Annotated in this window: 25 protein-coding genes; 22 read left to right on the top strand and 3 right to left on the bottom strand. The window is 37.3% G+C overall.

Annotation, left to right across the window (positions count from 1 at the left end):
- The first annotated feature begins 326 nt into the window (after positions 1-326).
- From ACQKOF_RS08850 to ACQKOF_RS08810, 9 genes are all read left to right on the top strand, one after another.
- Positions 327-1,142 carry a CsxC family protein gene (locus ACQKOF_RS08850; protein ID WP_427555603.1) on the top strand — a complete coding sequence of 272 codons (816 nt, stop codon included), beginning with the start codon at positions 327-329 and terminating at the stop codon, positions 1,140-1,142.
- A gap of 522 nt (positions 1,143-1,664) precedes the next feature.
- Positions 1,665-3,404 carry a BC_2427 family protein gene (locus ACQKOF_RS08845; RefSeq protein WP_427555600.1) on the top strand — a complete coding sequence of 580 codons (1,740 nt, stop codon included), beginning with the start codon at positions 1,665-1,667 and terminating at the stop codon, positions 3,402-3,404.
- A gap of 136 nt (positions 3,405-3,540) precedes the next feature.
- A complete protein-coding gene (locus ACQKOF_RS08840) occupies positions 3,541-4,326 on the top strand; it encodes a CsxC family protein (protein WP_427555597.1) in 786 nt (261 codons plus the stop codon).
- A 472-nt stretch (positions 4,327-4,798) separates the two neighbouring features.
- Entirely contained in the window at positions 4,799-6,148 is a 1,350-nt protein-coding gene (gene mtaB / locus ACQKOF_RS08835; protein WP_427555594.1) for a tRNA (N(6)-L-threonylcarbamoyladenosine(37)-C(2))-methylthiotransferase MtaB, read from the top strand.
- A gap of 342 nt (positions 6,149-6,490) precedes the next feature.
- Positions 6,491-7,162 carry a deoxyribose-phosphate aldolase gene (gene deoC, locus ACQKOF_RS08830; RefSeq protein ID WP_427555591.1) on the top strand — a complete coding sequence of 224 codons (672 nt, stop codon included), beginning with the start codon at positions 6,491-6,493 and terminating at the stop codon, positions 7,160-7,162.
- A 723-nt stretch (positions 7,163-7,885) separates the two neighbouring features.
- Positions 7,886-8,371 carry a DedA family protein gene (locus ACQKOF_RS08825; RefSeq protein WP_370042099.1) on the top strand — a complete coding sequence of 162 codons (486 nt, stop codon included), beginning with the start codon at positions 7,886-7,888 and terminating at the stop codon, positions 8,369-8,371.
- A gap of 274 nt (positions 8,372-8,645) precedes the next feature.
- On the top strand, positions 8,646-8,873 hold the full coding sequence (locus ACQKOF_RS08820; RefSeq protein ID WP_427555589.1) for a spore coat associated protein CotJA: 228 nt from the start codon (positions 8,646-8,648) through the stop codon (positions 8,871-8,873).
- Positions 8,866-9,129 (top strand): spore coat protein CotJB, encoded by a 264-nt coding sequence (locus ACQKOF_RS08815; RefSeq protein WP_134018446.1) that lies wholly within the window; start codon positions 8,866-8,868, stop codon positions 9,127-9,129. Before ACQKOF_RS08820 ends, ACQKOF_RS08815 begins: the two co-directional genes overlap by 8 nt.
- 109 nt (positions 9,130-9,238) lie before the next feature.
- Positions 9,239-9,808 carry a manganese catalase family protein gene (locus ACQKOF_RS08810; RefSeq protein ID WP_370042103.1) on the top strand — a complete coding sequence of 190 codons (570 nt, stop codon included), beginning with the start codon at positions 9,239-9,241 and terminating at the stop codon, positions 9,806-9,808.
- A 640-nt stretch (positions 9,809-10,448) separates the two neighbouring features.
- Here ACQKOF_RS08810 and ACQKOF_RS08805 read toward each other — a convergent pair.
- Positions 10,449-11,105, bottom strand: a complete 657-nt coding sequence (locus tag ACQKOF_RS08805) for a potassium channel family protein (RefSeq protein ID WP_427555585.1) — start codon at positions 11,103-11,105, stop codon at positions 10,449-10,451.
- 240 nt (positions 11,106-11,345) lie between these two features.
- On the bottom strand, positions 11,346-12,683 hold the full coding sequence (locus ACQKOF_RS08800) for a TrkH family potassium uptake protein (protein WP_427555582.1): 1,338 nt from the start codon (positions 12,681-12,683) through the stop codon (positions 11,346-11,348).
- A gap of 221 nt (positions 12,684-12,904) precedes the next feature.
- Here ACQKOF_RS08800 and rpsU point away from each other — a divergent pair, with 221 nt between their 5' ends.
- The 13 genes from rpsU (at position 12,905) to recO (ending at position 24,596) form a co-directional block, all read left to right on the top strand.
- Positions 12,905-13,078 carry a 30S ribosomal protein S21 gene (gene rpsU, locus ACQKOF_RS08795; protein WP_004227078.1) on the top strand — a complete coding sequence of 58 codons (174 nt, stop codon included), beginning with the start codon at positions 12,905-12,907 and terminating at the stop codon, positions 13,076-13,078.
- Between the two features lie 333 nt (positions 13,079-13,411).
- A complete protein-coding gene (locus ACQKOF_RS08790; protein WP_427555580.1) occupies positions 13,412-14,740 on the top strand; it encodes an NfeD family protein in 1,329 nt (442 codons plus the stop codon).
- Positions 14,741-14,743: 3 nt separating this feature from the next.
- Positions 14,744-15,748 carry a flotillin-like protein FloA gene (gene floA, locus ACQKOF_RS08785; protein WP_427555577.1) on the top strand — a complete coding sequence of 335 codons (1,005 nt, stop codon included), beginning with the start codon at positions 14,744-14,746 and terminating at the stop codon, positions 15,746-15,748.
- Positions 15,749-15,775: 27 nt separating this feature from the next.
- The gene (locus ACQKOF_RS08780) at positions 15,776-16,264 is read left to right on the top strand and encodes a hypothetical protein (protein ID WP_427555575.1); all 489 of its coding nucleotides are present in this window, start codon (positions 15,776-15,778) and stop codon (positions 16,262-16,264) included.
- Between the two features lie 55 nt (positions 16,265-16,319).
- Complete coding sequence (locus ACQKOF_RS08775) at positions 16,320-16,580, top strand: hypothetical protein (protein WP_285400199.1); 261 nt, start codon at positions 16,320-16,322, stop codon at positions 16,578-16,580.
- A complete protein-coding gene (locus ACQKOF_RS08770) occupies positions 16,570-17,688 on the top strand; it encodes a sporulation protein YqfD (protein ID WP_427555572.1) in 1,119 nt (372 codons plus the stop codon). Before ACQKOF_RS08775 ends, ACQKOF_RS08770 begins: the two co-directional genes overlap by 11 nt.
- Before the next feature lie 2 nt (positions 17,689-17,690).
- Positions 17,691-18,647, top strand: coding sequence for a PhoH family protein (locus tag ACQKOF_RS08765; RefSeq protein ID WP_053484657.1), 957 nt, complete (start codon positions 17,691-17,693; stop codon positions 18,645-18,647).
- Between the two features lie 291 nt (positions 18,648-18,938).
- The gene (locus tag ACQKOF_RS08760) at positions 18,939-21,059 is read left to right on the top strand and encodes an HD family phosphohydrolase (protein ID WP_427555568.1); all 2,121 of its coding nucleotides are present in this window, start codon (positions 18,939-18,941) and stop codon (positions 21,057-21,059) included.
- 8 nt (positions 21,060-21,067) lie between these two features.
- Complete coding sequence (gene ybeY / locus ACQKOF_RS08755) at positions 21,068-21,541, top strand: rRNA maturation RNase YbeY (protein ID WP_370042121.1); 474 nt, start codon at positions 21,068-21,070, stop codon at positions 21,539-21,541.
- Positions 21,542-21,892 carry a diacylglycerol kinase family protein gene (locus ACQKOF_RS08750; protein ID WP_132356822.1) on the top strand — a complete coding sequence of 117 codons (351 nt, stop codon included), beginning with the start codon at positions 21,542-21,544 and terminating at the stop codon, positions 21,890-21,892.
- A 102-nt stretch (positions 21,893-21,994) separates the two neighbouring features.
- Entirely contained in the window at positions 21,995-22,408 is a 414-nt protein-coding gene (locus ACQKOF_RS08745; protein WP_142509859.1) for a cytidine deaminase, read from the top strand.
- Positions 22,395-23,312, top strand: coding sequence for a GTPase Era (gene era, locus ACQKOF_RS08740; protein WP_370042126.1), 918 nt, complete (start codon positions 22,395-22,397; stop codon positions 23,310-23,312). Before ACQKOF_RS08745 ends, era begins: the two co-directional genes overlap by 14 nt.
- Before the next feature lie 489 nt (positions 23,313-23,801).
- Positions 23,802-24,596, top strand: a complete 795-nt coding sequence (gene recO / locus ACQKOF_RS08735; protein ID WP_427555565.1) for a DNA repair protein RecO — start codon at positions 23,802-23,804, stop codon at positions 24,594-24,596.
- A gap of 27 nt (positions 24,597-24,623) precedes the next feature.
- On the opposite strand, the gene ACQKOF_RS08730 is transcribed toward recO, so the two are convergent.
- A complete protein-coding gene (locus tag ACQKOF_RS08730; protein WP_427555562.1) occupies positions 24,624-26,042 on the bottom strand; it encodes an S-layer homology domain-containing protein in 1,419 nt (472 codons plus the stop codon).
- Positions 26,043-26,909: the final 867 nt, after the last annotated feature.

The raw sequence follows: 26,909 nt of genomic DNA, 5'->3' as shown, positions 1-26,909 counted from the left end.
TTTTAATATTAGTTTTTGTATTGGCGCTAGATTTGGTATTTTACACTTAATTCAGATATCTAACTGTCCCATCTTTCAGGCAAGAACCAAGTATTTGAAAGCTTTAAAACACAAGTAAAAAATTATTTTCTAGTGATAAATAACAATTAGACCAGGTGCTCAAAACGGTGAATACCTGGCATTTGTGTTCATTCTTATCCTCAGCTCAAAAATCCTTTTTTAAAATGAGTAAAAAACTAGTATACACGTCCATTCATAGATTTAATAGCTACATATTCTGATATGGAGAGCTCTCTAAAACTACAAAATGAAACGAGGAGAATTTTTTGAGTGAACAATCAAATAATCAAGTTAGACAAAGCGATCCTTGTCCAGTAACATCAACTGAACAAATCCCATTAACTAGTGAAATTACTCCAGTAGTCGCTACACCGCTTACAACTCCAACTATTAAAGTTCCAGTTGTACTTGCAGAACCAACACTTCAAATTGCTGTGGAGGCGGATATTACGCTCACTCCTGCAGCAACTGAAATCAAAAGAGTGAAAAAAAATGTATTCTTAAATCAAGTTAAACTAGTACCGGTTAGCTTTGCACGTATTGACAACACTGACTTTTTTGCGGTAACAAGAGCTAAATTATTTGTAGCAGGACATATTCGCAAAAATATAGAATATGCCTCAGCAGATTGTAATGGAGCGCTTCAAGATAGAATTGCTGATGTTCAGTTTTCTGGTTTTACAGACCTAACTTTCCCACAAACAGTTGGAGGTCCTACTCCGATCTTAGGAATTTCCGAGTTTGCCGAAGCGAACTTCCTTAATGAAACTACGCAAATGGATGCTCGATTGGATAAAGCTTTCTTCCAAAATCTAGTTAAATACAATGAGCAACCATTTGGCGAGTTAGTAGCTGCAAACTTCTTTGAACTTGATTTTTCACCGGTTATGGTAGCACCAGAAGAAACTTTCAGTACATTGCGTGAAAAAATTGTACTTGAACTTACTGTAAAAGTATTGCAAGTTCAACAAGTCCGCCTTGGAGCTGGTAGTACTGTAATAACTCCTGTTCTTACAGGGCTTACTCCTCCTGCTGTAGTCCCTCCTGTTATTCGTCCTACTAATCCTTCTAATTCTTGTTAATCTCTAAGTTTAGAGGAGCAAATTAGATTTAAAAGGATATTCGAGGGTACTAAAAAAATCCAATATTTAAGTTGGCAGTTGAAAGTTCGATTAAATTGATTTTTCAACTGCCTTTTTGCTATATAATATCGATCGTAGAATGTACTAATAACTGCTATCAAAATAATCGAGTTGAAAAAATAATGTAAAGATAAAACTTTAGATTTTATTAAGCAATCGACTCTCAAACGCATTAGTTCTCAGTTGCTACTGAGATTTTTGAAAGTACTCTGTGACAAAAGTAAAAGTAAAGCATAAAATGGATTGTAATTATAAGTGCAACACTTAGATCAAAATATAATGATGTCGTTTAACTACTTTTAGCAGTTTCCTAAACACCCTCTGAAAGAAAGAAGAACTCATAAAATCTTATCATAAAAAAATAAATCGCCCAAAAAGACGTCTTGGCTAGAAAAATTCGTAGGAGTTTTGCGGATTAACTGTTGCACTTTTTTTGTTAAAACATTATTTGGGAGTGAACTAATGAAAACTCCATGGATTAACTATAGAGAGATGAAGGAAATAAGTTCCAAGCAAAAAGTTTTCATCAATATTAATTATCAAACTAAATCCAGAAAAAAAATAGATCATGCGTCTCAAAAAAAATCTACATTTGAAATTTTAAATTCTCCACATTCTGATTTTGTAAATAATCCCCTTGATATAGAAAAAGAAGATGAAACCAACAGCCTTGTAGAGGAACAGGAACTTGCAACGCATCTAGATTCTAATCACGAGTTACTCATTCCTCCTGAAATTGATGTTGAGGATGTAATGAATGTTCTCCATGATATAGAAGAAGCGGAGGAAATCAATCCTATAGCGGAACAGGAACTCATAGAGCATTTAGGTTCCGATTATGAGTTACTCATTCCTCCTGAAATTGATGTTGAGGATGAAATGAATGAACTTCTTGATATAGAAGAGTCGGATAAAACCAATCCTGTAGAGGAACGGGAACTTACAGAGCATTTAGATTCTGATCATGAGTTACTCACTTCTTCTGAAATTGATGCTGAGGATGAAATGAATATTCTCTTTGATATAGAAGAAGCGGAGGAAATCAATCCTATAGCGGAACAGGAACTCACAGAGCATTTAGATTCCGATTATGAGTTACTCATTCCTCCTGAAATTGATGTTGAGGATGAAATGAATGATCTTCTTGATATAGAAGAGTCGGATAAAACCAATCCTGTAGAGGAACGGGAATTTGTAGCGCGTCTAGATTCCAATTGTGAGTTATTTATTCCTTCTGAAATCGATGTTGAGGATGAAATAAATGATCCGCTTGATATAGAAGAGGCAGACAAAATCATTCCTGTGGAAGAACAAGATTTTATATCTCAGCTAGACTCTAATCGTGAATTTTTAAGTCCTTCTGAATCCGACAAGGAGGATAAAATTAGGAGTACTATTGATACAGAAGAGATGGAGAAAACCAATCCCGCAGGTCATGATAGTGCATCTACTAAATCAGTTCAAGGAGAAATATATTCTAGAACCCAAAAAATTCTAATTTCTACTCACGTGGAAATTGCTGATTTTCTTCATGCTCCTATCTGTGGTGAGGTTGTTAAAAATACATTTGATTTTCTTGATCCAGACAATCATCTTTCTCCGCAATTTAAAACCAAGCTATTTAGTACTACAACGGATTATCCTGAACAACCTGATTGTCGGTTGGTTCATTCAAAAATTAATGAAATTATATTTTTAATGAAAACTGATACTTATGATAAAAATAATCAGAAGAGTAGTCCGTCTAAATCAGTTGTAGTTCCCTTACATAACACACAATCACTTAAAAAAGGAGAAACCAATTATCACTCTTACAGTTTCGATGACTTTATGCACATTAGAGCTCCAGTTGTAGTAGGGGAATATAAAATAGAAATATGCCTTGAAGAGAATATCGTATTTGAAAAAGGAATTGTGGGAGTTAAAGATATCTCGAATGAGGTAGTATTAACCAATTGTAGTTTCGCTCCTACGCAGTTTTCTCAATCATTAGGTAATGGGACATGTTCAACATTGAGGGGGAATTTATTTATTGAAGGTTATATTCATCAGAGTATTGAATATACAGCCTCTCACATTGGGAATGCAGTACCTGCACAAAATGAGTCATTAATTCATTCAAATCAAATGTGTCAAAACATAGTATTAGAAATAATCATTCATTTGCTACAAGCACAGAAAATTCGAGTGCCAAAAATCTAAAGGATACTTGAACTTTTATCTCTGCTCAAAAAACTCTTTTTAAAAAAACTAGTGTATATGTCCATGTATGGATTAATTCCCTACATATTCTAGCGATATGAGTATTCTCATAAAAAAAATGAAAAGAGGGAACATTTTGAGTGATCAATTAGATAATCAAGTTAATCACGTTAGTAAAGTCGAACCTTGTCCAGTGGCATCAACTGAACAAATGCCATTAACTAGTGCTACTACCCCAGTAGTCGCTACACCGGTTACGGCTCCAACTATTAAAGTTCCAGTTGTACTTTCAGAACCAACACTTCAAATCGTTGTGGAGTCGGATATTACGCTCACTCCTGCAGCGACTGAAATCAAAAGAGTGAAAAAAAATGTATTCTTAAATCAAGTTAAATTAGTACCGGTTGCTTTTACACGTGTTGACAACACTGACTTTTTTGCGGTAACAAGAGCTAAGTTATTTGTAGCGGGACATATTCGCAAAAATATAGAATATGCTTCATCAGCATGTAATGGGGCGCTTCGTGATAGAATTGCCGATGTTCCGTTTTCTGGTTTTACAGACCTAACTTTCCCACAAACACCTGGAGGCCCTACTCCAATCTTAGGAATTTCCGAGTTTGCCGAAGCGAACTTCCTTAATGATAAAACGCAAATGGATGCTCGATTGGATAAGGCTTTCTTCCAAAATCTCGTTAAATACAATGAACAACCATTTGGCGAGTTAGTAGCTGCAAACTTCTTTGAACTTGATTTCTCACCAAAAATGGCAGCACCAGAAGGCACTTTCAGCACATTACGTGAAAAAATCGTGCTAGAGCTTACTGTAAAAGTACTGCAAGTTCAACAAGTCCGCCTTGGAGCTGGCACTAATGTAATAACTCCTAATCTTTTCGGACTTACTCCTCCTACTAGTCCTTGATAATCTCTAGTTTTTAGAGGAGCAGAACAAAGAAAAAAGGCAGTTTACTGCAAAAAAATGTAATCGAAAAATTAACCACGTAATATTAATTAGGCACTGATAAAAATCCGATATTTGAGTAGGCAGTTGAAAGTTAGGTTGAATCTAATTTTCGACTGCCTTTTTACAATTTTATAACCAAAGGAATTGATTTCTTTCGAGGGTTTTTGGGAGGAGCTAGAGGGTTGTAAAATGATGAGGGGAATAGCAGGTGTTAATTAAAATAAATGGAGCAAGAAGGATAAAATAGCTGTTTTTGGTTTTAGTGGAACAGCCTATTAACAAGCAGGTACTCAATACTATGGTGCCTGTTTTTTTATTCAAAAAATAAGCTTAGCCAAAAAGCTAGGCTCATTATCTTTATTTGTGCTATTATAAGACACGTTAATAATTTTATTTATTGTAGTGTACTCTTGAAAGGATGATATATATTATGAGTAACGAGCGACCGAAAATCGTGAGTTTCCATACTCTAGGTTGTAAAGTAAATCATTATGAAACAGAAGCAATTTGGCAGCTATTTAAAGAAGAAGGCTATGATCGTACGGAGTTTGATCGTCAAGCAGACGTTTATGTCATTAATACATGTACTGTAACAAATACAGGGGATAAAAAATCACGTCAAGTTATCCGTCGAGCTATTCGTCAAAACCCAGACGCTGTCATTTGTGTAACAGGATGTTACGCTCAAACATCTCCAGCTGAAATTATGGCGATTCCTGGTGTTGACATTGTTGTAGGAACACAGGATCGTACAAAATTACTTGGCTACATAGACCAATATCTTACTGAACGCCAACCAATTAATGCTGTACGCAACATTATGAAAAATCGTGTTTATGAAGAATTAGATGTGCCTGCATTTACAGACCGTACACGCGCATCTTTAAAAATACAAGAAGGCTGTAATAACTTCTGTACGTTTTGTATTATTCCATGGGCACGTGGGTTAATGCGCTCTCGTGATCCTCAAGAAGTATTGAGCCAAGCACAACAACTAGTGGATGCGGGGTATCTTGAAATTGTTCTAACTGGTATTCATACAGGTGGCTATGGACAAGACTTAAAAGATTACAACTTAGCTCAGCTACTACGTGATTTAGAGGTGAATGTGAAAGGCTTAAAACGTCTTCGTATTTCTTCAATTGAGGCAAGTCAATTAACAGATGAAGTGATTGAAGTTTTACGTGAATCAAATATCGTTGTCAACCACTTACACATTCCAATCCAATCTGGCTCTGACACAGTTTTAAAACGTATGCGTCGTAAGTATACAATGGAGTTCTTCGGTGAACGCTTAACTAAACTACATGAAGCTTTACCAGACTTGGCTGTCACTTCTGACGTAATCGTTGGTTTCCCAGGAGAAACCGAGGAAGAGTTCATGGAAACATATAACTTTATTCGTGATCATAAGTTTTCTGAATTACACGTATTCCCGTTCTCTCCACGTACAGGCACACCAGCTGCGCGCATGGAGGATCAAATTGTCGAGGACATTAAAAACGAACGTGTTCACCGGTTAATCGCATTAAATGACCAATTGGCAAAGGAATATGCTTCTCGCTTTGAAGATCAAGTACTAGAGGTAATTCCTGAAGAATTCGTGCATGATGGAAGCGATGAGGAAGGGCTTTTAACGGGTTATACTGATAATTACTTAAAAGTAGTCTTTGAAGGTCCTGAAAGCCTAATCGGTCAGCTTGTGAAGGTGAAAATTTCTCAAGCTGGATATCCTCATTCTAAAGGACAATTTGTTCGTGTTTTAGAAACTGTAAAATAAAAATAGAATAACTATGAATAGAAACACCGTTCAAACTTTGGACGGTGTTTTACTATATTTTTATAGTATGTATTTTTCCTACGAGTACACTTGTTTTTTTCGGCCCACACCTATATGAACTGCCAAAAGAAAATTAGGTGCAGATAAAAAACATAAAGTTCCCATTGAGAAACATAGATCAATTTTAATGATAAAACTTGTACTTCCAGCTGGTTTTCTACAATCAGCTAATGGTTTTAGAATTCAACTACCTTTAGAAAGAAATTAGACGGCAACGTGAAAAAATGTTATGATGCCTAAGAGGTACGTACAACTTGTTGATAGAAGGAGAGTCTAATAAAAATGGGACAAAATTTCGCACGTATGATTGATCACACGTTATTAAAGGCTGAAGCTACAAAAGAGCAAATCGAAAAACTGTGTGCAGAGGCAAAACAATTTAACTTTGCTTCTGTTTGTGTAAATCCAACTTGGGTGAAATATAGCAGTGAGCTTTTACAAGGCTCAGATGTTTTAGTTTGTACTGTAATCGGTTTCCCTTTAGGTGCTAACACGCCAGCTGTTAAAGCGTTTGAAGCGAAAGATGCGATTGCTAACGGTGCAAAAGAGGTAGACATGGTTATCAATATCGGTGCATTAAAGGATAAAAACTATGACCTAGTGCAAGCAGATATTGCTGCAGTTGTTGAAGCAGCAAAAGGCAGCGCGCTTGTAAAAGTAATTATTGAATCTTGCCTTCTAACTGATGAAGAAAAAGTAAAAGCATGTGAGCTAGCTGTGGCAGCAGGTACTGACTATGTGAAAACATCAACAGGTTTTTCTACAGGAGGCGCGACAGCAGAAGATATTGCCTTAATGCGTAAAACAGTAGGCCCAGACTTAGGTGTAAAAGCTTCTGGCGGTGTACGAAGCTTAGAGGATATGAAAAAGATGGTTGAGGCTGGAGCCACTCGTATTGGAGCAAGCTCTGGTGTTGCTATTATGAATGGATTAATTGCTGATTCTAATTATTAATAGTAATAAAAAATACTTAAAGTAAATATTATGCGGGGCTGTTCAATATGGACTAGCCCCATGTACATGTTTACAATTTTTTATTGTACAATACGTGTGTCGTTACTTCTTTAATTCCCACAATTGAAATCCCTCAACAATCCATTATGCCTCGGCATAATTGCGTTCGGAATCGGTCCTTGTGCATGCACAAAGAATTCCTATCCGATTTCCGTGGCATCTACTGAAAGAAGTTAAAATTTGAGCAAGTTGATAAATTCCCTTAATTAGTGATGATTTATATCAAAAATTATAACCAATTGATTTAGTAATTGTTTCATCCACAAATATCCCTCTTTTTAACTCATAGTAGTTGATGTATTATGGAGAGTAATTGCAAAAATGATAGGGAGGAATTTTATAATCTTTATGGTTTTATAAATATAATATCTATACTATTTAAAAAGTGCTAAATTGATTATTGGACTGATTAATTTTTTCTTTATAAGAACATTGTATAGATACGAACCAAATTCTTACATAACCTAGTAACATCGATAACATAGAAAGATTGAATGCGTAGAATTAATGGGTCGATCATCCGTTATTACTATTATTAAATCTAAATTGCCTCTCCGTTATTAATAATCATTCAAGGGTTTTAATTCTTTAGCAAAAAATGGAGAAATATATGATGTTTGATGATAAAGGTAACGAATTGTACTAAAAAAGGAGAAATTATCCGTGGAATTCATAAGCAGTTTTATAAGTCAATATGGATATCTTGCTATATTTTTACTATTATCTTTAGGGATAATTGGCTTACCCGTTCCCGATGAGATCTTGATGACGTTTGTGGGATTTATGTGCCAAGAGGGGCATTTAAGTTTTCTATTGAGTGTACTTTTAAGCTTTCTTGGCTCAACTACTGGTATGATCATTAGCTATTTAATTGGAAATAAATTAGGGAAACCCATAATATTAAAATATGGAAAATGGATTGGTCTAAATGATAAACGGTTTACTAAAGTTGAACGCTGGTTTCATCGATTTGGACCATGGACAATAATTATAGGATATTATGTTCCAGGTATTAGACATGTAACAAGTTACATGTCTGGAATAACCCAGATGAAGTTTAGGACTTATCTTGCTTTCGCTTGTTTTGGAGCTTTGACGTGGGTAATTATTTTTATTTCTATAGGATATTTTGTAGGTGTAACTATATGAATATTTCGGATAAATTTTTCTTTAAGAACTAAAATGCATAATAGGTACAAAATACAGCTCGCGTTTTTCAAAATGCGAGCTGTATTTTGTTTTCGCACCGATCTTGTTAAGGGAGTTATTACATACGACGTGCGATCGTTTGCTTTTAGTTTGAGCAAGACATTAACAGCTTCCAACTAGTTAGTGACTTCCCAGATCATAACACTAGTTTGAATAATAATTTAATCTACCTCATATACTCCACTGATGTAATTATTACAGAAGGGAGGATACAATGTTTACGCAATATAAATATTGGAAGCCTTTTATTAGCCCATATGATCCATGTCCACCTATAAGGGTTAAAAGTTTTTCTACACCGCCTCAATTATATATAGGTTTTCAACCGCCTGGGCTACCACAATATCAAACCCCTAGAGAAGCTCTCAGATCTGGCACATTATGGCCTCAATTATTTAGCCCCTATCCAAATCCTCAAAAAGGAGGGGGAAAGAATGAGTAAAGAGATGCCACCCGAATTTTATAAGCTACTTGAAGAAATACAAGCCATTGATTTTGTAATAGTGGAATTAAATCTTTATTTAGATACTCATCCTCACGATTATGATGCTATTCAGCAATTTAATGAAAACACTGAAATAAGTATGCGACTTAAGGTTGAATTTGAGCAAAAATTTGGTCCGCTTATGAATTTTGGGAGAAGTTATTCAAATTATCCTTTTAATTGGGTAGATACACCTTGGCCATGGCAAGTCTAACTTCTTTCAGCGAATGTTTTTGGTAGCGACAGCTACAAATGTTTATGTAGCGTTCTGGAAGCAATTATGTCTCGGCATAATTGATTATGAGTAACTAGGAGGAATTTGTTTGTGGTATTACGAAAAGAAGCTCCAGTATCCAGTAAGGGTGAGTACGTGTAACCCAATGCTAGCAAAGTATTTAATTGAGCAGTATGGTGGTGCAGATGGAGAATTAGCAGCAGCTCTTCGATATATGAATCAGCGCTATACTATTCCTGATAAAGTGGTTGGTTTGTTAACAGATATAGCTACAGAGGAATTTTCTCACTTAGAAATGATTGCCACGATGGTTTATAAACTTACGAAGGATGCCACTCCAGAGATGCTTAAAGAAGCAGGTCTTGGAGAACATTATGCCAATCATGACAGGGCATTATTTTATCAGAATGCAGCTGGATCACCGTTTACGGCAACTTATATTCAGGCTAAAGGGGATCCGATTGCTGATTTGTATGAGGATATTGCAGCCGAAGAAAAAGCACGAGCGACGTATCAGTGGATTATTGATTTATCAGATGACACTGATTTGAATGATAGCTTGAAATTTTTACGCGAACGAGAAATCGTTCATTCTTTACGTTTCAGAGAGGCTGTAGAGATTTTAAAAGACGATAGGGATAGTCAGAAAATCTTTTAACTTCTTTCAGCAATTATTTTCTGTAGCGAAAGTGAAGCGGCAGCAATAGGGTTTTATCTGTGCGAAAGCGAAGCGTCAGCAACAACAACACACGACTGAGTACTTTGGCAAGCACAAAGCCGATTCCAGACGAAATTATGCCCAGGTGTAATTGATAAAAAAGTAGCAGGCTGTTTCAAGGGAAAATACCTTTTGATGCAGCCTATTTTACCTTCTTTCAGCGGGTATACAAACATCTGTACCTGTCGCTACGCTTTCGGTACAAAAGACATCCGCTGAAAGAAGGTAATGCCTTCGGAGGATGTCACGGAAATCGGAAAGGAGTTCAATAAAGGATGTTAGCCTAAAATCATCGCATCCGTGCGATAACGGCTAACTGACCTGCATCTGTGCCGCTGCCGCTACGCTTTCGCACAAAAAACATCTGTTGCTGCCGCTACGCTTTCGCGCAAAAAACATCTGTTGCTGCCGCACTGCGCTTTCGCACAAAAAGCATCTGTTGCTGCCGCACTGCGCTTTCGCACAAAAAGCATCTGTTGCTGCCGCACTGCGCTTTCGCACAAAAAACATCTGCAGGCCTAAGCACAAAGCCGATTCCGGACGCAATTATGCCGAGGCATAATTGATTTTAATCCTTTTTCTATTCAACATTTGAAAATACAGTAAGATCCTTTCTATGGCCAATCATAACTAATATATTTCTTTCTTCAATAATCTGATCTGGAGAGGGTAAGATGGTTATATTACCATCTCGAACTATGGCAATAACACTGACATTATATTTCGCTCGAATGTCTAAATCCCGTAAATTTTGGCCAGCCATTTTAGAAGGAATCATAATTTCTTCTATACTGTATTCTTTTGACAATTCAATATAATTTAGCATATTAGGTGAAAGTAGCTGATTGGCTACTCGCTCCCCCATATCGCGCTCAGGGTAAATAATCCAATCGGCACCAACTTTGTCTAAAACTTGTCCATGTCTTTTTCCAAGGGCCTTTGCAATTATTTTTTTGATACCTAGCTCCTTTAATAATGAGACAGTTAAAATACTTGATTGCATATCTATACCGATAGCGACAATGACACTATCGAAATTTCTTATCCCTATGGAGTTAAGTGCTTTTTCTTCTGTCGTATCAGCAACTACAGCGTGTGTAACATAAGGTTCGGCATCTTCGACTCTTTCCTCATTTATATCAATTCCTAAAACTTCATGCCCAGCTTCATACAATTTGCGGGCTACGCTTACTCCAAACCTACCTAGACCGATGACAGCATATTGTTTGATAGTCATTTGTACTCTTTGCTCCTTTATCATGGTTACAGATTTTCCGAACGAGAAAGCCCATGCAGGGTGTAACCTGTCTTTAGACATGGGATGAAAGTGGGTCAGACAAGAGGTAGCTTTTGCTATCTCAATTGTCTGAAAGGGTGTTATACTCCATGTATAGACAAGTAAAAGTCTTTAGAAATGGACTGCGAACGCTTAGTTACTCAGGAATCCTACTGACATTAGTAACTTAGGGGAGGAGTCTCAACCAATCATAATATTTCCTTTTGGATGACGGAAAGCTTCTGTTTTCCGACGTTTTGTGATGGCAAAAGCAATTGTTAAGGGGCCCAATCTCCCTACGAACATTGTTAATATGATAAGAAGACGGCCACCACTTGATAGCTCAGGTGTTAGCCCCATTGAAAGCCCAGTGGTGCTGAATGCAGAGGTAGCCTCAAATAAATACATCATAAAACTATGACGTTGTTCAATAATACTTAAGATAATGGTAACAAGTACGACAATCATCATTCCACACATTGTGACAGTTAAAGCTTTTAAAATCGTTTCATGTACAATTCTACGTCTAAAAAGCACAACATCTTCTTTCCCTTTTAGTTGAGACCACATCGTAGCAATTAAAATTGCGAAAGTTGTTATTTTAATACCTCCAGCAGTTGATCCAGAACCCGCTCCGATGAACATTAGCCAAATTATTAAAAATAGTGTTGAATGTGTTAAATCACCAATAGGAAGGGTATTAGAACCAGCAGTTCTTGATGTAACAGCTTGGTATAATGGACCAAGAATTTTACCCGATTCAGATAGCGATGCAATAGTTTTACTATTTCCGTATTCAAAGAAGAAAATTAAAAGCGTCGAGCCAACTGTTAAAATAAACGTTGTAGTTAATACAACTTTTGTATGCACTGACAGTCGTTTCGTTCCTCTGTATTCATATAGTTCATTGATAACAATAAACCCTAAGCCCCCAATCGTAATAAGTGCACAAATAGTTAATACTACGAAAGGATCGTCCACGTACACTGTTAAGCTCTTAAAGTCCCCCATTAAATCAAATCCGGCATTATTAAAATTCGATATGGCATGGAAAAAGCCGAAATAAAAGGCTTTACCTACAGCCATATCGAACGAAAATCGAATAGATAAAATTAAGCCACCTATAAGTTCGATTAGTCCTGTAAATAACAGTATTCTTTTAACTAATTTAACTAGACCAGCAATTGTAACGTTATTAAATGCCTCCTTTAACAAAAGCCTTTCTTTTAAAGAAATCTTTTTTCCTAAAAGCAAAAATAATAACGTCGCGAATGTCATAAAACCTAATCCGCCAATTTGAATAAGAAAAAGAATAACTAATTCTCCAAATATCGAAAATGTAGTACCAGTATCTACAACAACCAGTCCAGTTACACAGGTAGCAGAGGTAGCAGTAAATAAAGCATCTAAAAATGAAAGGCCAATACCATCGGCGGTTGCAATGGGGAGTGTTAACAAAAATGCTCCGACTAAAATGATGACAGCAAAGCCCAATACAAGTATTTTTGGAGGATTTAATTTATTATTAAATGTTTTCATTTTATTCTCCTCATGAATCTAAAGTTAAAAACTATGTTTGTTTATTGTTGTCCAAAAATAGGTTGAAAATTCTTAAGGTAATAAAACCAAAAATTCATCAGATTTATTCGTACACTTTCTATTGACCATTTTTAGACAATACGTTATAATTCTTTAGTACACAGCAGTTGGTTATTTGCCTATTTGTGTATTGACGTGTGTTCGGAGGGAGGGAAAGAGAGATGTCAAAAACTGTCGTTCGCAAAAACGAATCGCTTGAAGATGCTCTTCGCCGCTTCAAACGTACTGTATCAAAAAGTGGTACAATTCAAGAAGTTAGAAAGCGCGAGTTCTACGAAAAACCTAGCGTAAAACGTAAAAAGAAATCAGAAGCTGCACGTAAACGTAAGTGGTAATTTAATTTCCCATTAAAAATCCCTACGTTCATAACACGCAATTGTATGATTCACTGAGCAGACAAAGATATACCTGGAATTAATCGAATGTCGATTAATTTCAGGTATTTTACTTTAAGCTCTCAACTTTACGTACATATTGGAAAAGCCGAATGTGATCCCTGAGATTCATTCGGCTTTTATGTTATATACTGATTGTATAAACTATATACGATTATTAAAGCACCACATATTAAAAATTCACTGTATAATAAAATTATTAGGATTTATGAAACTTTTCGCATAGTCAGTCGTATATACAGGAGAGAAGCATGCTAGAAGGGAGGGAAAAAGGTGCGGAGACGAAGAATCCTCAGCTATTTATTAGTTATTTGGATGACATTATTGTTAGCGTTTCCATTAACGTCTGCTTTTGCAAGTAGTAAGGTCTACCACATACCTATTCATAATGAAGTAGAACGAGGACTTCACGCATTTTTAGAACGAGCTTTTAAAGAGGCGGAAGAAAACTATGCAGAGGCGATTATTTTAGACATTCATACGCCTGGTGGTTTCGTGAATGCAGCAGGTGATATTGCTATGCTTATGGATGCAACAGATATCCGTACGATTGCGTATATTAACAAAGACGCGCATTCTGCAGGTGCCTTTTTAGCCTTACATGCGAAAGAAATCTATATGGTGCCAAATGGAACGATCGGGGCTGCTGCAGTTATTGACTCAGCAGGAAATGCCGCAGACTTAAAGGCTCATAGTGCATGGGTTGCTCAAATGGAGGCAGCTGCAGAATCGAAAAACCGCAAGCCAATATATGCACGAGCAATGGCTGATGCATCTGTTGATTTACCAAAATTTCGAGCAGGAAAAGGAAATTTATTAACTTTATCTGCTTCTGAGGCAGAAAAAGTTGGTTATTCTAATGGAACGGTTTCGAATTTCCAGGATCTTTTAAAAGCTACGCAACTAAATGGTAGTGATATCGTTCCAGTTGAACCTACTTTTGCTGAAAAACTTGCTCGTTTTATTACGAATCCGATTATCGTTCCGATTTTATTGTCGATTGCAAGCTTGGGACTTGTAGTTGAGCTATATTCGCCAGGTTTTGGTGTACCAGGTATAATGGGATTGTCAGCACTTGGATTATTTTTCTTCGGTCATATGGTGGCGGGCTTGGCAGGTTATGAAGCATTACTTTTATTTATTGTAGGTTTAGCGCTTGTTGTAGCGGAATTTTTTGTCCCCGGAGGTATTGTTGGTATTTTCGGTGGTGTGCTAATATTACTAAGTCTAATACTGGCAGGTGCAAACATGATGCAAATGATTATAGCGATTTTCATTGCGCTTGTTGTAGCGATAATAGGAATGGTGATCCTTATGAAATTTTTCGGTAAAAAATTGCATGTTTTAAACAAGCTAGTCTTGATGGATGCGACAACGACGGAAGAGGGCTATGTATCTAACGTGAATCGCACAGAGTTGGTTGGAAAAGTGGGTACAGCGATTACACCACTTCGTCCGGCAGGTACAATGCTATTTGGTAGTGAACGCATTGATGTAGTATCGGAAGGTGGCTATGTTGATGCTGGGAAACATGTAGAAGTTATTAAAGTAGAGGGCTCACGTATTGTCGTGAGACAAACAGAAAAAGATTTGGAGGAATAGCAAATGGGATTTGATTTAGCTTTAATAGGCCCAATTGTAGGGCTAGTCTTATTATTCATTGTTGTCGCGGTATTCTTTACCTTTGTACCAGTGGCGCTGTGGATTTCTGCACTCGCTGCAGGTGTCCGCGTTAGTATTTTTACATTAATCGGTATGCGTTTACGTCGTGTAATTCCATCACGAATTGTGAACCCATTAATTAAAGCACATAAAGCAGGGTTACCTGTGACGATTAATCAACTTGAAAGTCACTATTTAGCAGGTGGTAATGTTGACCGAGTTGTCAATGCGTTAATCGCAGCTCATCGTGCAAATATCGAGTTAACATTTGAACGTTGTGCGGCCATTGATTTAGCGGGTCGTGACGTATTAGAAGCTGTACAAATGTCTGTTAACCCGAAAGTCATTGAAACACCATTTATTGCAGGTGTTGCTATGAACGGGATTGAAGTAAAAGCGAAGGCACGTATTACAGTGCGCGCTAACATCGAACGTTTAGTCGGTGGTGCTGGTGAAGAAACGGTTATTGCCCGTGTGGGTGAGGGGATCGTTTCTACAATTGGTAGCGCCACTAGTCATACGACAGTTCTTGAAAATCCTGATATGATTTCTCAAACTGTATTAGCAAAGGGCTTAGATTCTGGGACAGCATTTGAAATCTTATCGATTGATATTGCAGACGTTGATATCGGCAAAAATATCGGTGCTGAATTACAAATTGAACAAGCGCAAGCTGATAAAAACATTGCCCAAGCGAAAGCTGAAGAACGTCGTGCAATGGCTGTAGCGAACGAGCAAGAAATGATTGCACGCGTACAAGAGATGAAGGCAAAAGTAGTAGAAGCAGAAGCAGAAGTACCACAGGCAATGGCAGAAGCGCTACGTTCGGGTAATCTTGGTATTATGGATTACATGAACTACCGCAACATTCAAGCAGATACAGCTATGCGAGACTCCATTTCCAAAGTAAGCTCAGATAAATCAGAAAAAAATGAACCTAATGAATAAAAAAACTGAAAGGAGCGGTACTAATAAATGGAACAATTAATTATATTAGCGATAATTGCCATAGTCAGCTCTATTTTCGGTAAATCAAAAAAGAAAGAACAAAAACCTATGCCACCTTTTAATAAGGATTCACAAGTAGAGCCTCCTGTTAACGAAAAAGCAGAGATGACTCCACAGCAACGTCCTACTTCTAAGCCTCAGAGCTTTGAGGATTTTGCACGTGAATTTATAGGCGAATGGAAAAATGAACGGCCTAAAGTTGAAGAACCGAAAAAAATTGTCGAAGATACAGTAAATAAAGAAGTACAAAGCTATGTAGCACCACCGTTAGTCCCAACTGAGAAAGTGAGTCGTACTACGAATAGAGAAAGTATCGGTCGTTTAGCAGCTGGGAAAAAAGTTGTGGGAGTAGCTGAATCACAATCGGCTTTTCAAGTACCAAGATCAAAAAAATCATTAATGCAGGCTGTTGTAATGGCAGAAGTTTTAGGTCCTCCAAAAGCAAAAAGAAAATAACTAGCATGTCCTCCTTTTTCGATGCATATATTGCCGAAGAAGGAGGCATTTTTTTATGAGAAAACTATTTCAATTAACGCCACTACTTGAATTATTACAATATGAAACATTAAAAATCATTGGGCCATATCGTTTTCTACATGCCGATGCTTCATCATGCTCTTTTATCTATGCAGATTACCATATTACTGTGCGTGGAAAATCAGTGGAAATTAATGCTCTTAAAGAAGAAATGCTTCATCTTTCTGTAGAGGATTTACAGGAGCTTCATATGAAAATGACAAAGGATATGGGTGTGAGCGATAATGTGGAATAATCGGCCAATTATCATACGTATAAAGCGCCATGAAAATGTTCATCCTTTTATTCAAGCATTGCATGCACAACATGTGCCATTAAAGCGTGTTGTCTTTCGTGAGCAAGAGGTTGCCTTTGAAACGACTATGCACTATCTACCGAAAATCCGCAGTGTACGAAGACGTTACCGACTTAAAATGGCTGTCTATTATGCTGATGAACTTCAAGTTTTTCGAGCACAGCTTTGGACGTTGCTTGGTCTATCGTTGATGATATTAATACCATTGCTATGTGCACAGGTGATTTGGCGTATTAATATTGAAGCGGCAACGCCAGAGTTAGAGGAACGTCTAGGAAAGACCTTTCAAGATACATTTCAACTAGAAACACCCATTTCTAAAAAAACTTTACCCTCAGATGCTGTCATTCGACAGAAGTTATTAGAAGGGCATCGAGATCTTTCATGGGTGCATATTGAAAAGCATGGTGGACGTGTAACTTTACGACCGCAGGAGTCCCCGAAACAAACAAAACAAACGAATGAAAAATTAGCGACACATTTAGTGGCAACAAAAAGTGGTGTTATTACTCACTTTAATATTCAAAAGGGTGAACGGAAAATTTCAGTCAACGATACTGCTTATGAAGGTGATGTTCTCGTAAGTGGCGTAATTGAAAGTGGTGAAGATCAAGTCTTTGTTGGGGCAAAGGGAGAGGTATACGCTGATTATTGGCTCGAATGTTCATTTAAAATTCCGAGAAAGCTAACGATGGAAACGCTACAACAGAAGCAGTGGCGTGTATTAGTGAAAGGCATTCATCAAGAAAAAGAAAAAGTTGACTATGTGCAAAAGAAAGATTTACCTAATTGGCTCGATCCATATGTTTCAATTGTTGAGGAGCAGTACACTAAAAAAATGCAAGTAGAGCTTGATGAATCTAAAATAGATTCATTGCTTATACCATTGCTTCATGAAAAGGTACTACGTTCATTACCTGCGAAAACGGTTATAAAAAAAGAAAACCTTTTACAGGTAAAGTGGGGGAATGGTACAGTTGAAGGGAAAGTTCTATTTTTAGTCAATGAAAACATAGCCAGTCCAATACAAGGCCCACAAGGAGAATGATTATGTCAGAACATTTAACTGTATTACAAGTGGATAATCCAAACGAAGCGGTTATGCTACTCGGAATTTCCGATGCAAATATGAAATTAATCGAAGAGGCTCTACACGTCCATATCATTACACGTGGTGAACAAATTCAGCTTGCTGGTGAAGAGGATGCAAAGGAACAAGCGACATTCCTTTTACATGCTCTTTTAAAGGTCATTCGTAAAGGAATTAATATTGATCAGCGTGATGTTGCAACAGCTATTGAAATGACACAAAAAGGAACGATTGAATATTTTGCAGAACTTTATGATGAAGAAATAGCTCGCACGACGAAAGGAAAGCCTATTCGTGCAAAAACAATTGGTCAACGAGAATACATACAAGCAATCCGTCATAAAGACGTTGTTTTTGGTATCGGACCAGCTGGTACTGGGAAAACGTATTTAGCGGTAGTCATGGCAACACAGGCTCTAAAAAACGGGCACGTTAAGCGTATTATTTTAACACGCCCTGCAGTAGAGGCAGGCGAGTCTCTAGGCTTTCTTCCGGGGGATTTGAAGGAAAAGGTAGATCCATATTTACGCCCTCTTTATGACGCTTTAAACGATATATACGGGTCAGAACAAACTCAAAGACTTATTGAACGAGGCACAATCGAAATTGCACCTTTAGCATATATGCGTGGCCGTACATTAGACGATGCCTTTGTCATTTTAGATGAAGCTCAAAATACGTCACATCAACAAATGAAGATGTTTTTAACGCGACTAGGCTTTGGCTCAAAAATGGTCATTACAGGCGATAAAACACAAATTGACCTACCCAAAAATACGGAATCTGGATTAATCGTAGCAGAACGTACACTAAAGTATGTGAAATCAATACATTTCCAAATTTTAGAACAAGGCGATGTAGTACGCCACCCAATCGTAGCAAAAATCATCAAAGCCTACGAAGAACAGCAACTTTAATATGACCGCTTAGCGGTCATATTAAAGTCTGCACCGAAAGCGAAGCGTCAGGTGCAACGGGTTTAAAAAGTCTGCACCGAAAGCGAAGCATCAGGTGCAACGGTTTTTAGAAGTCTGCACCGAGAGTAATGTGCCTGATATAAAATTTAACAAACATGAAAATGGTTGGAAAATGGGAAAATTTGTGACAGCTATACAAATTGTATAGCTGTTTTTTTGCTTTCTTATACATTTTTCGGGAAAAATGTTTTTTGAATTGGTATGATAGTAGATAGATAGAGGAGGTGCCAGATGGAGAAACAATTAAAAAAATTTACAGAACTGATTGGCTTCCGCTACTTTTTAATTGTCGTTCTCATCTTAACAGGAGCCCTACAATTTGCTTTTATGTATGGCAATGTTAAAGGTGTTACATATGATTTTAAACCATTACAACTAGCGCCTGAAACAGTACGATCTACTAAAACGATAGAAGATACTTATAAAACACAACAGGAACGAGAAAAAGCAACAAATGCGGTTGAACCAGTCTATCAATTTTCTGCGGATGTTGCTAAACAGCGAGCTGCGATTGTAACCTCTTTATTTGATTATGTTCTTGACGTAAAGGCGGATGTTGAGAGTAGCAAAGAACCTGTTCCGGTTGCTGACCAAGTGGCGCAGCTCCGCAAAAAGTTTGAATCAATAGATTCAGATCAAATGCCAATTATTTTTACTGATTCACAGCTAGAGGGTTTGTTAGTACAAAGTGAAGCAGATTTAAAAAGAACGAGTACGCAACTATCAAAATCTGTGCAGGAATATTTGCAAAAATCCATTCGATCAGAAAATGTGTTTGCGGGTCAAAATGATTTTGAGACAAAAATTCGTGGACAACGAGGCTATCCAGATAAAATATTTAATACGGTAGTTTTAATTGGACGTACGAGTATTATCGAAAATGAGACGATAAACGAAGAACAAACGAAAATTCGAAAGGAACAAGCGAAGGAATCGGTTGAACCAACTCGAATTCTTCAAGGTCAAATCATCGTACAGGAAGGTCAAATTATTGATAATGAGGCGTTTCGTCAATTAGAGCTTCTAGGTATGGTGAGTAATAAGGCATCGATGAAACCGATTGCAGGGCTGATTATTCTAATCCTTCTAGAAATGACGTTTATGTTTGTTTTATTTGAACGTTGGAATACAGATGAGCACAAGAAACGTAATGCCTTGTTGGTTACAGTAATTGTTTATAGTTTATCCATCCTGCTGATGAAATTTATAAGCCTAGTCTCAGGTGGCTTCGATGTTACGGTTGCTTTCCTTTTCCCAACAGCTTTGGCAACAATGCTTGTACGGTTATTAGCGGATGATCGTGCTGCGGTTCTTATTACGGTTATGACAGCGGCATCTGCGGGTGTTATTTTTCAAGAGGGTTATTCATCTGTTATGCAGATGGAAATTACTCTGTATATAATTTTTGGAGGCTTTGCGAGCTTATTCTTTTTGGGCAGTGTAGAAAAGCGTTCACATATTCTACATGCTGTAGGTGTCATAGGGCTAGTAAATATGTCGTTTATCGCATTTTATTTATTGATGACACAATCTTCCTATGGCATGTCAGAGTTGGTGTTTTACTTTACAGCAGCAATGATATCGGCTCTATTATCAGGTGCTCTTACAATGGGTCTTTTACCATTCTTTGAATCTGCCTTTAGTTTATTGTCGTCGTTGCGTTTAATTGAATTATCGAACCCAAACCATCCATTGCTGAAAAAATTACTAATGGAGGCTCCGGGAACATATCATCATAGTGTAATGGTGGCGAACTTAGCAGAGGCAGCATGTGAGGAAATTGGAGCGGATGGATTACTGGCTCGTGTAGGATGCTATTATCATGATATTGGCAAAACGAAGCGTCCTGCCTTTTTCATCGAGAATCAAATGTCTGGTATTAACCCACATGATTCATTGTCCCCAGAAAAAAGCGCGGAAATTATAATCGCGCATACAACTGACGGGGCTGAAATGCTAAAACGTTATAAGATGCCACAGGAAATTATCGATATTGCCTTGCAGCATCACGGATCCAGTCTATTGAAATTCTTCTACTTTAAAGCGAAGGAAGAAGGAAAATGTTTAGATGATACAAAGTACAGATATCCAGGTCCGAAGCCACAAACGAAGGAAGCGGCAGTTATTAGCGTTGCAGATAGCGTTGAGGCAGCGGTTCGATCGATGAAGGAACCGAATGCAGAGAAAATTCAAAAGTTGGTACGAGCAATTATTGATGATCGAGTACAAGACAATCAATTTGATGAATGCGATATTTCAATAAAAGAGTTAAAATGTATAGAGCGAGTACTTTGTGAAACGTTGAATGGAATTTTCCACTCACGAATTGAATATCCAAAGGCAGATAAGTAGGAGGATCTATGATTTTAACAATTGATTTTACAGATGAAACAAATGAAGTGGCTGCTGAGCATATGGAGCTTGTTGAAAAGCTTTTACAGCATGCTGCGAAACAAGAGAATATTGAGCCGGAAACAGAAGTGTCAGTGACGTTTGTTACAAATGAAGCGATTCAAGAAATAAACCGAGAATATCGTGACAAGGATCAACCGACAGATGTTATCTCGTTTGCCCTAGAGGAATTAGGTGAGGGAGAAATGGAAGTAACATTTGAAGGGATGCCTCGTGTCTTAGGAGATATTATTATTTCAACGGATCGTACAAAAGAACAAGCTGAGGAATATGGGCATACATTTGAGCGAGAATTAGGCTTTTTAGCGGTTCATGGTTTCTTACATCTACTTGGCTATGATCATATGGAGCCAGAAGATGAAAAGGTGATGTTCGGTAAGCAGGATGAGATTTTACAATCTTTCGGCTTAGGACGAGAATAAATGAATGTTCGCAAATTCGTACGCTCTTTTGGGTATGCCTTTAAAGGTATCATTACAGCCTGTACTGAGCAAAATTTCAAGTCTCACTTGCTAAGTGCAGGAATAGTTTTGATTGCTGGCTATTTTACGGATTTATCACATATAGAATGGTATATTGTGTTGCTATTAATAGCACTAATGTTAGTACTTGAAATGATTAATACTGCAATTGAACGAGTAGTGGATTTAGCTTCACCTAACATCCATCCACTTGCTAAGCAGGCTAAAGATCTAGCAGCAGGCGCAGTACTTGTATTTGCGATATTCAGTGCTATAATCGGATTACTCATATTTATACCGAAGTGGTTTTGATATTACTAAAATTATTCGGTCATGAAATAGTAGCAGTTGTGCTGGAGAAAGCAACACCGGCAATTATCCGAGGCGAAATTGATGATGTAGAGGAGAACATTGATGACAATTGATATGCATGCATTACTAGAGGAATCAAAAAAAGCGCGTGAAAAGGCTTATGTACCTTATTCAAAATTTAAAGTTGGCGCTGCGATTTTAACGAAAAATGGAGAGGTTATTCATGGCTGCAATATTGAAAATGCTGGCTATAGTATGACCAATTGTGCTGAACGTACAGCCTTTTTCAAAGCCGTGTCAGAAGGTATTTATGATTTTGAGGCGATCGCTATTGTAGCTGATACGGATGGACCATGTGCGCCATGCGGAGCTTGCCGTCAAGTGATGATGGAATTTTGCAAACCATCTATGCCTGTATATTTAACAAACTTAAAAGGTGATGTCACGGTAACGTCTGTAGGCGAATTACTACCGTTTGCATTTACAACGGAGGATTTAGAGAATGCTGGAAAATAACAATGGCTATAAGTCAGGTTTTATCTCCATAATCGGTCGACCAAATGTAGGGAAATCAACATTTTTAAACCGTGTCATTGGTCAAAAAATTGCGATTATGAGTGATAAACCACAAACAACACGAAATAAAGTACAAGGTGTACTAACAACAAATGATAGCCAAATGATTTTTATTGATACACCAGGAATCCACAAGCCGAAACATAAGCTAGGGGATTTTATGCTAAAGGTTTCTAAAAATACATTGCGTGAAGTGGATGTTATTATGTTCATGGTAAATGCAGAGCAGAAACTTGGAAAGGGTGACGAATTCATCCTTGAAATGCTGGCGGGTAATCCAACGCCTGTCTTCCTAGTGATTAATAAAATCGATCAAATTCATCCTGATGAATTAATAGGAATTATTGAAAGCTACAAAGAGCGTTATGACTTTGCGGAAATAGTTCCGATTTCAGCGTTGCAAGGGAATAATGTAGAAAATTTATTAACAACATTAACGAAGTATTTACCAGAGGGTCCACAATATTATCCAGCTGATCAAGTAACAGATCATCCTGAGCGTTTTATTATTTCAGAGTTAATTCGTGAAAAAGTATTACATTTAACGCGTGAAGAAATACCTCATTCCATTGCTGTTGTTATTGATAAAATTCGCCGTGATGAAGAAAATGAAGGTAAAATTCGTGTAGCAGCAACGATTATCGTGGAAAGAGATTCTCAAAAAGGGATTGTCATTGGTAAACGTGGAGCGCTATTGAAAGAAGTAGGGATACGTGCAAGAAAAGATATTGAAATGCTTCTTGGTTCAAAAGTGTATTTAGAGCTTTGGGTAAAGGTACAAAAGGATTGGCGAAATAAATCAACACATTTACGTGACTTCGGTTTCCGTGATGATGAATATTAATAGGATATAATGACGAAGCAACTTTACAACATCCTATTTGTCGCTGTAGTTTTAAATGGAGCTGTCCAATAATTTATTGGAGAGCTCTATTTTCACTTCTTTCAGCAGATGTCTTTTGTACCGAAAGCGTAGCGGCAGGTACAGATGTCTTTTGTACCGAAAGCGTAGCGGCAGGTACAGGTGTTTTTTGTACCGAAAGCATAGCGGTAGGTACAGGTGTTTGGAAACCCGCTGAAATAGAGGAACTCAGTCTAAGATCGCCACGTCCTGTGGCAATGTATCTGTGCGAAAGCGAAGCGACAGCAACACGGTTTTATCTGTGCGAAAGCGAAGCGACAGCAACACGGTTTTATCTGTGCGAAAGCGAAGCGACAGCAACAACACACGGCTGAGTGACCAACATCATGCTGGCCCAAAGCCTCCAGCGGATGTCACACAATTATGCCGAGGTATAATTGATTGCGAAGCTTGTAGAAAGGAGGGGGATCGATGCTTCATAAATGGGAAGGAATTGTCCTAAAGGTGCGTGCCTACGGAGAATCAAATAAAATTGTAACATTACTAACGAGAGAAGCAGGAAAGGTTGCCACGATGGCTCGAGGAGCGAAGAAGCCTTCTAGTAGATTAGCATCTGTGACACAGCCATTCACGTATGGCATGTTTATGGTACAGCATCATACTGGTATGGGGACATTGCAACAAGGTGAGCACCTCAATTCTATGCGTCATATTCGCGAGGATATAATGGCAACAGCCTATGCAAGTTATATAATGGAACTTGTCGAGCGTGTAGTAGAAGAGGGGAAACCTGAGCCACTTGCATTTGATGTGCTCCTTCAAGCATTACAAGCAATTGAGGAAGGTTATGACCCGGAGGCCATTACATTGTTCGTAGAATGGAAAATGCTACCCTATACAGGTGTGCAACCTATATTACATGCTTGTGCTGCTTGTGGTGCAGTAGACGGTGAATTTGCGTTTTCTTTTACACAGGGAGGTTTTTTGTGTCATCGTTGTTATCAGCATGATCCTTATATCATTCGATTAACACCGACCCAGCTTAAGCTTATCCGAATGTTCTTTACAGTTCCGATTGACCAGATTGGGAAATTAGAATTGAAAAAGGAAACAAAATATTTTATAAAAAAAATAATTACTACAATTTATGAGGAGCAAACAGGGATTCGTTTTAAGACTAAAAAATTTATCGAACAGCTTGAGAGAACGCCTGAATTTCAGTTTAGAACAAGTGCTGATCAAGAAAAAATGCCAGAAGATCATTGACATTGATCTTCTGGCATTTTTACTTATTTAATATTCTTCTGGATCATCCATAAAATCGTAACGAGCAACCCATGTATTAGCGATTTTTAGAAATTCAATATACAGGTAAGCAGTTTCACCATTTTTACCTGTTATATGTAAAATTGCGGGACCTTCTGCTAATGGTGTAACATTTACTTTCTTTTCTTTTATTAAAGCTTTCACAGCTGCTAGTTCAGAATTAAATTTTTCCAAGGCAACTTGTGTTGGCTCGAACGATAGATCACTACTCGAAAACGTTAACTCATCTGTAACTTGATACAAATCAATACTACGCACGAAATCATACGTATCAACATCAGCAGCCATCGTTTGTTGTTGAGTACCATTAGTGAAAGTCAGAATATATTGCCCATTTTTAAAGATAGAAAGTGTAGCTGAATTATTCGTTGATTTAAAACTATATAAATTAGGAGATAAGGCTTGACCATCCGCAGTTTGAATACTTACCCCTGTAGGGACAAATTTTAAATCACTTTCCATTAGGTTGAGCGATAAGTCTTCTACATAATCCTCTTCTTTCACTTTTTCAAGTGTTGTTTGTAGCTTTCCATTTACGTTTTTCACATGTACTAAGTAAAAGAAATCCATAAATTCTTCGGAATCTTCCTTAAAGCCCGTAATAACTAATTTTCCTGTGCCTTCTTTTAGCGGCTTAATTGTAATGGACTCCATCATATAATCTTCTTCATCTTCACCCCATGTAAAGATATCCTCTGCAGGCTTAATGCCGCCATAAGAAGCAAAGATATAGTCTTGCTTAAATTGACTAGCAAAAACTGTAGCGTTGCCTTGAGCTTTTTCAGCACGAACAACAAAAAGTGCTAACTGGGAGCGTTTTACATTGTTTTGTGGTCCAAAGGTAGTAGGGGTTGTACCTTTTGTGATGCTGTTGGCAAATAGCGTTTTTATATATGGTTCGTATTCACTGCCTTCATTGACATCATCGAAAGGACTGTCAATACCGTTTGTAATTGGTAAATGAAAACTTTTCACAATCATTTTTGACATTTGTCCACGTGTAATATTTTTAGTTGGGTAGAAATAGCCATTGGATCCGCTAATAATCCCCGCATTTGCTAAAGCAGCAATCGCACCATAATTTGCATCGCCAGGTTTTATATCCTTAAAATTAGGATTTTTTACATGGACCGTATCTAGCTTTAAAATACCAGCTAAAATTTTCGCAGCTTGTGTACGAGTAATTGAATTCGCGGGTTTAAATGTGCCATCTGGGTAGCCTGATATAATTCCACGTTGGGCTAAGTTAATAACAGCTTTGCCTTCCTCAGTTGACGCATTTATGTCGGGGAACACCGATGCAGCATTTGCTTGTGGGGCAATTACAATAGCACTTGTTGCTAGTGCTGATGCCATTGCGATGTGATAAAAACGATTGGTCTTCAAATTATTTCCTCCAAAGTACATAAAAAATTTTATAGCTAGGACCAACCTATTACCATCGGGCTGAATGTAATAGGTTGGAACCTCTATGAATTGTTAAATTATTGTTATTTAACGTTTAAGATTAACTATAATACTTTATTTATATCAAAACGATGAAGCTGAGAATAGAGGGAATTTTATGCTGCTAAAAATTAACATGGAAAAATGGCTTGTTCATCAACATGGAGTAGATATTATTTCCGTTCCAACTAGGGTGCTTTCAGGATCGAACGATAATCTGTTTAGGGACAGGGGGTTTATCTCTGATCCTGTACCAATCAATAAAATACGTATTAACAAATGTCATCTCCGGCTTTTGGCGGTGAGACAAAAGTTGGGTAAAATATACAAAAATGATTAATTCTCAATGTTTCCTAGTGTAAAAATGAGTAGTTATTTTTCTAAAATGGTAATGTTTGTATATTAGTATTGAATTTTTGCTAATAGTATTAGGACAAATTGATTAATCTCTTATAATTTACAGAAATATTGTTTATGAGATAAATTTAACTATAAATTATAAATATACGCTTTTAAGTCCTTTTTATAGGACCTTATATCTTTTTAATTTCAAATTAATAGCTGTTGTTAAAGGGATATATTAGATATAAATCACTAATTTTGAAATAGTTTTTAATATAAACATAGTAGTAACTGTTCATTCAAGTACCATAAACTAGTTGAAAAGGCATTTTAATCTATGATATTGTAAATGATATAGATGATGATATTTAACTTCTTTCAGCGGGTGTCCAAACATCCGCTGAAAAGAGGAATTCAGGCTAAGCTTCACATCCTGTGAAAACGCCTGAGTGACCAACGTCGTGC

The sequence above is a fragment of the Lysinibacillus sp. NPDC093190 genome (assembly GCF_050280425.1).
GTDB lineage: Bacteria > Bacillota > Bacilli > Bacillales_A > Planococcaceae > Lysinibacillus.
Note: the sequence above shows the minus strand (reverse complement) of the source record. Positions and strands in the feature narration are given on the sequence as shown.

Bases quoted from the DNA above. Each gene is read 5' to 3' on its own strand.
- ACQKOF_RS08765 (WP_053484657.1), top strand. From the start codon at position 17,691: ATGTCAGAACATTTAACTGTATTACAAGTGGATAATCCAAACGAAGCG.
- floA (WP_427555577.1), top strand. From the start codon at position 14,744: ATGGGATTTGATTTAGCTTTAATAGGCCCAATTGTAGGGCTAGTCTTA.
- deoC (WP_427555591.1), top strand. From the start codon at position 6,491: ATGGGACAAAATTTCGCACGTATGATTGATCACACGTTATTAAAGGCT.
- ACQKOF_RS08820 (WP_427555589.1), top strand. From the start codon at position 8,646: ATGTTTACGCAATATAAATATTGGAAGCCTTTTATTAGCCCATATGAT.
- ACQKOF_RS08760 (WP_427555568.1), top strand. From the start codon at position 18,939: ATGGAGAAACAATTAAAAAAATTTACAGAACTGATTGGCTTCCGCTAC.
- rpsU (WP_004227078.1), top strand. From the start codon at position 12,905: ATGTCAAAAACTGTCGTTCGCAAAAACGAATCGCTTGAAGATGCTCTT.
- era (WP_370042126.1), top strand. From the start codon at position 22,395: ATGCTGGAAAATAACAATGGCTATAAGTCAGGTTTTATCTCCATAATC.
- ACQKOF_RS08845 (WP_427555600.1), top strand. From the start codon at position 1,665: ATGAAAACTCCATGGATTAACTATAGAGAGATGAAGGAAATAAGTTCC.
- ACQKOF_RS08780 (WP_427555575.1), top strand. From the start codon at position 15,776: ATGGAACAATTAATTATATTAGCGATAATTGCCATAGTCAGCTCTATT.
- ACQKOF_RS08815 (WP_134018446.1), top strand. From the start codon at position 8,866: ATGAGTAAAGAGATGCCACCCGAATTTTATAAGCTACTTGAAGAAATA.
- recO (WP_427555565.1), top strand. From the start codon at position 23,802: ATGCTTCATAAATGGGAAGGAATTGTCCTAAAGGTGCGTGCCTACGGA.
- ACQKOF_RS08805 (WP_427555585.1), bottom strand. From the start codon at position 11,105: ATGACTATCAAACAATATGCTGTCATCGGTCTAGGTAGGTTTGGAGTA.
- ybeY (WP_370042121.1), top strand. From the start codon at position 21,068: ATGATTTTAACAATTGATTTTACAGATGAAACAAATGAAGTGGCTGCT.
- ACQKOF_RS08800 (WP_427555582.1), bottom strand. From the start codon at position 12,683: ATGAAAACATTTAATAATAAATTAAATCCTCCAAAAATACTTGTATTG.
- mtaB (WP_427555594.1), top strand. From the start codon at position 4,799: ATGAGTAACGAGCGACCGAAAATCGTGAGTTTCCATACTCTAGGTTGT.
- ACQKOF_RS08750 (WP_132356822.1), top strand. From the start codon at position 21,542: ATGAATGTTCGCAAATTCGTACGCTCTTTTGGGTATGCCTTTAAAGGT.
- ACQKOF_RS08770 (WP_427555572.1), top strand. From the start codon at position 16,570: ATGTGGAATAATCGGCCAATTATCATACGTATAAAGCGCCATGAAAAT.
- ACQKOF_RS08745 (WP_142509859.1), top strand. From the start codon at position 21,995: ATGACAATTGATATGCATGCATTACTAGAGGAATCAAAAAAAGCGCGT.
- ACQKOF_RS08775 (WP_285400199.1), top strand. From the start codon at position 16,320: ATGAGAAAACTATTTCAATTAACGCCACTACTTGAATTATTACAATAT.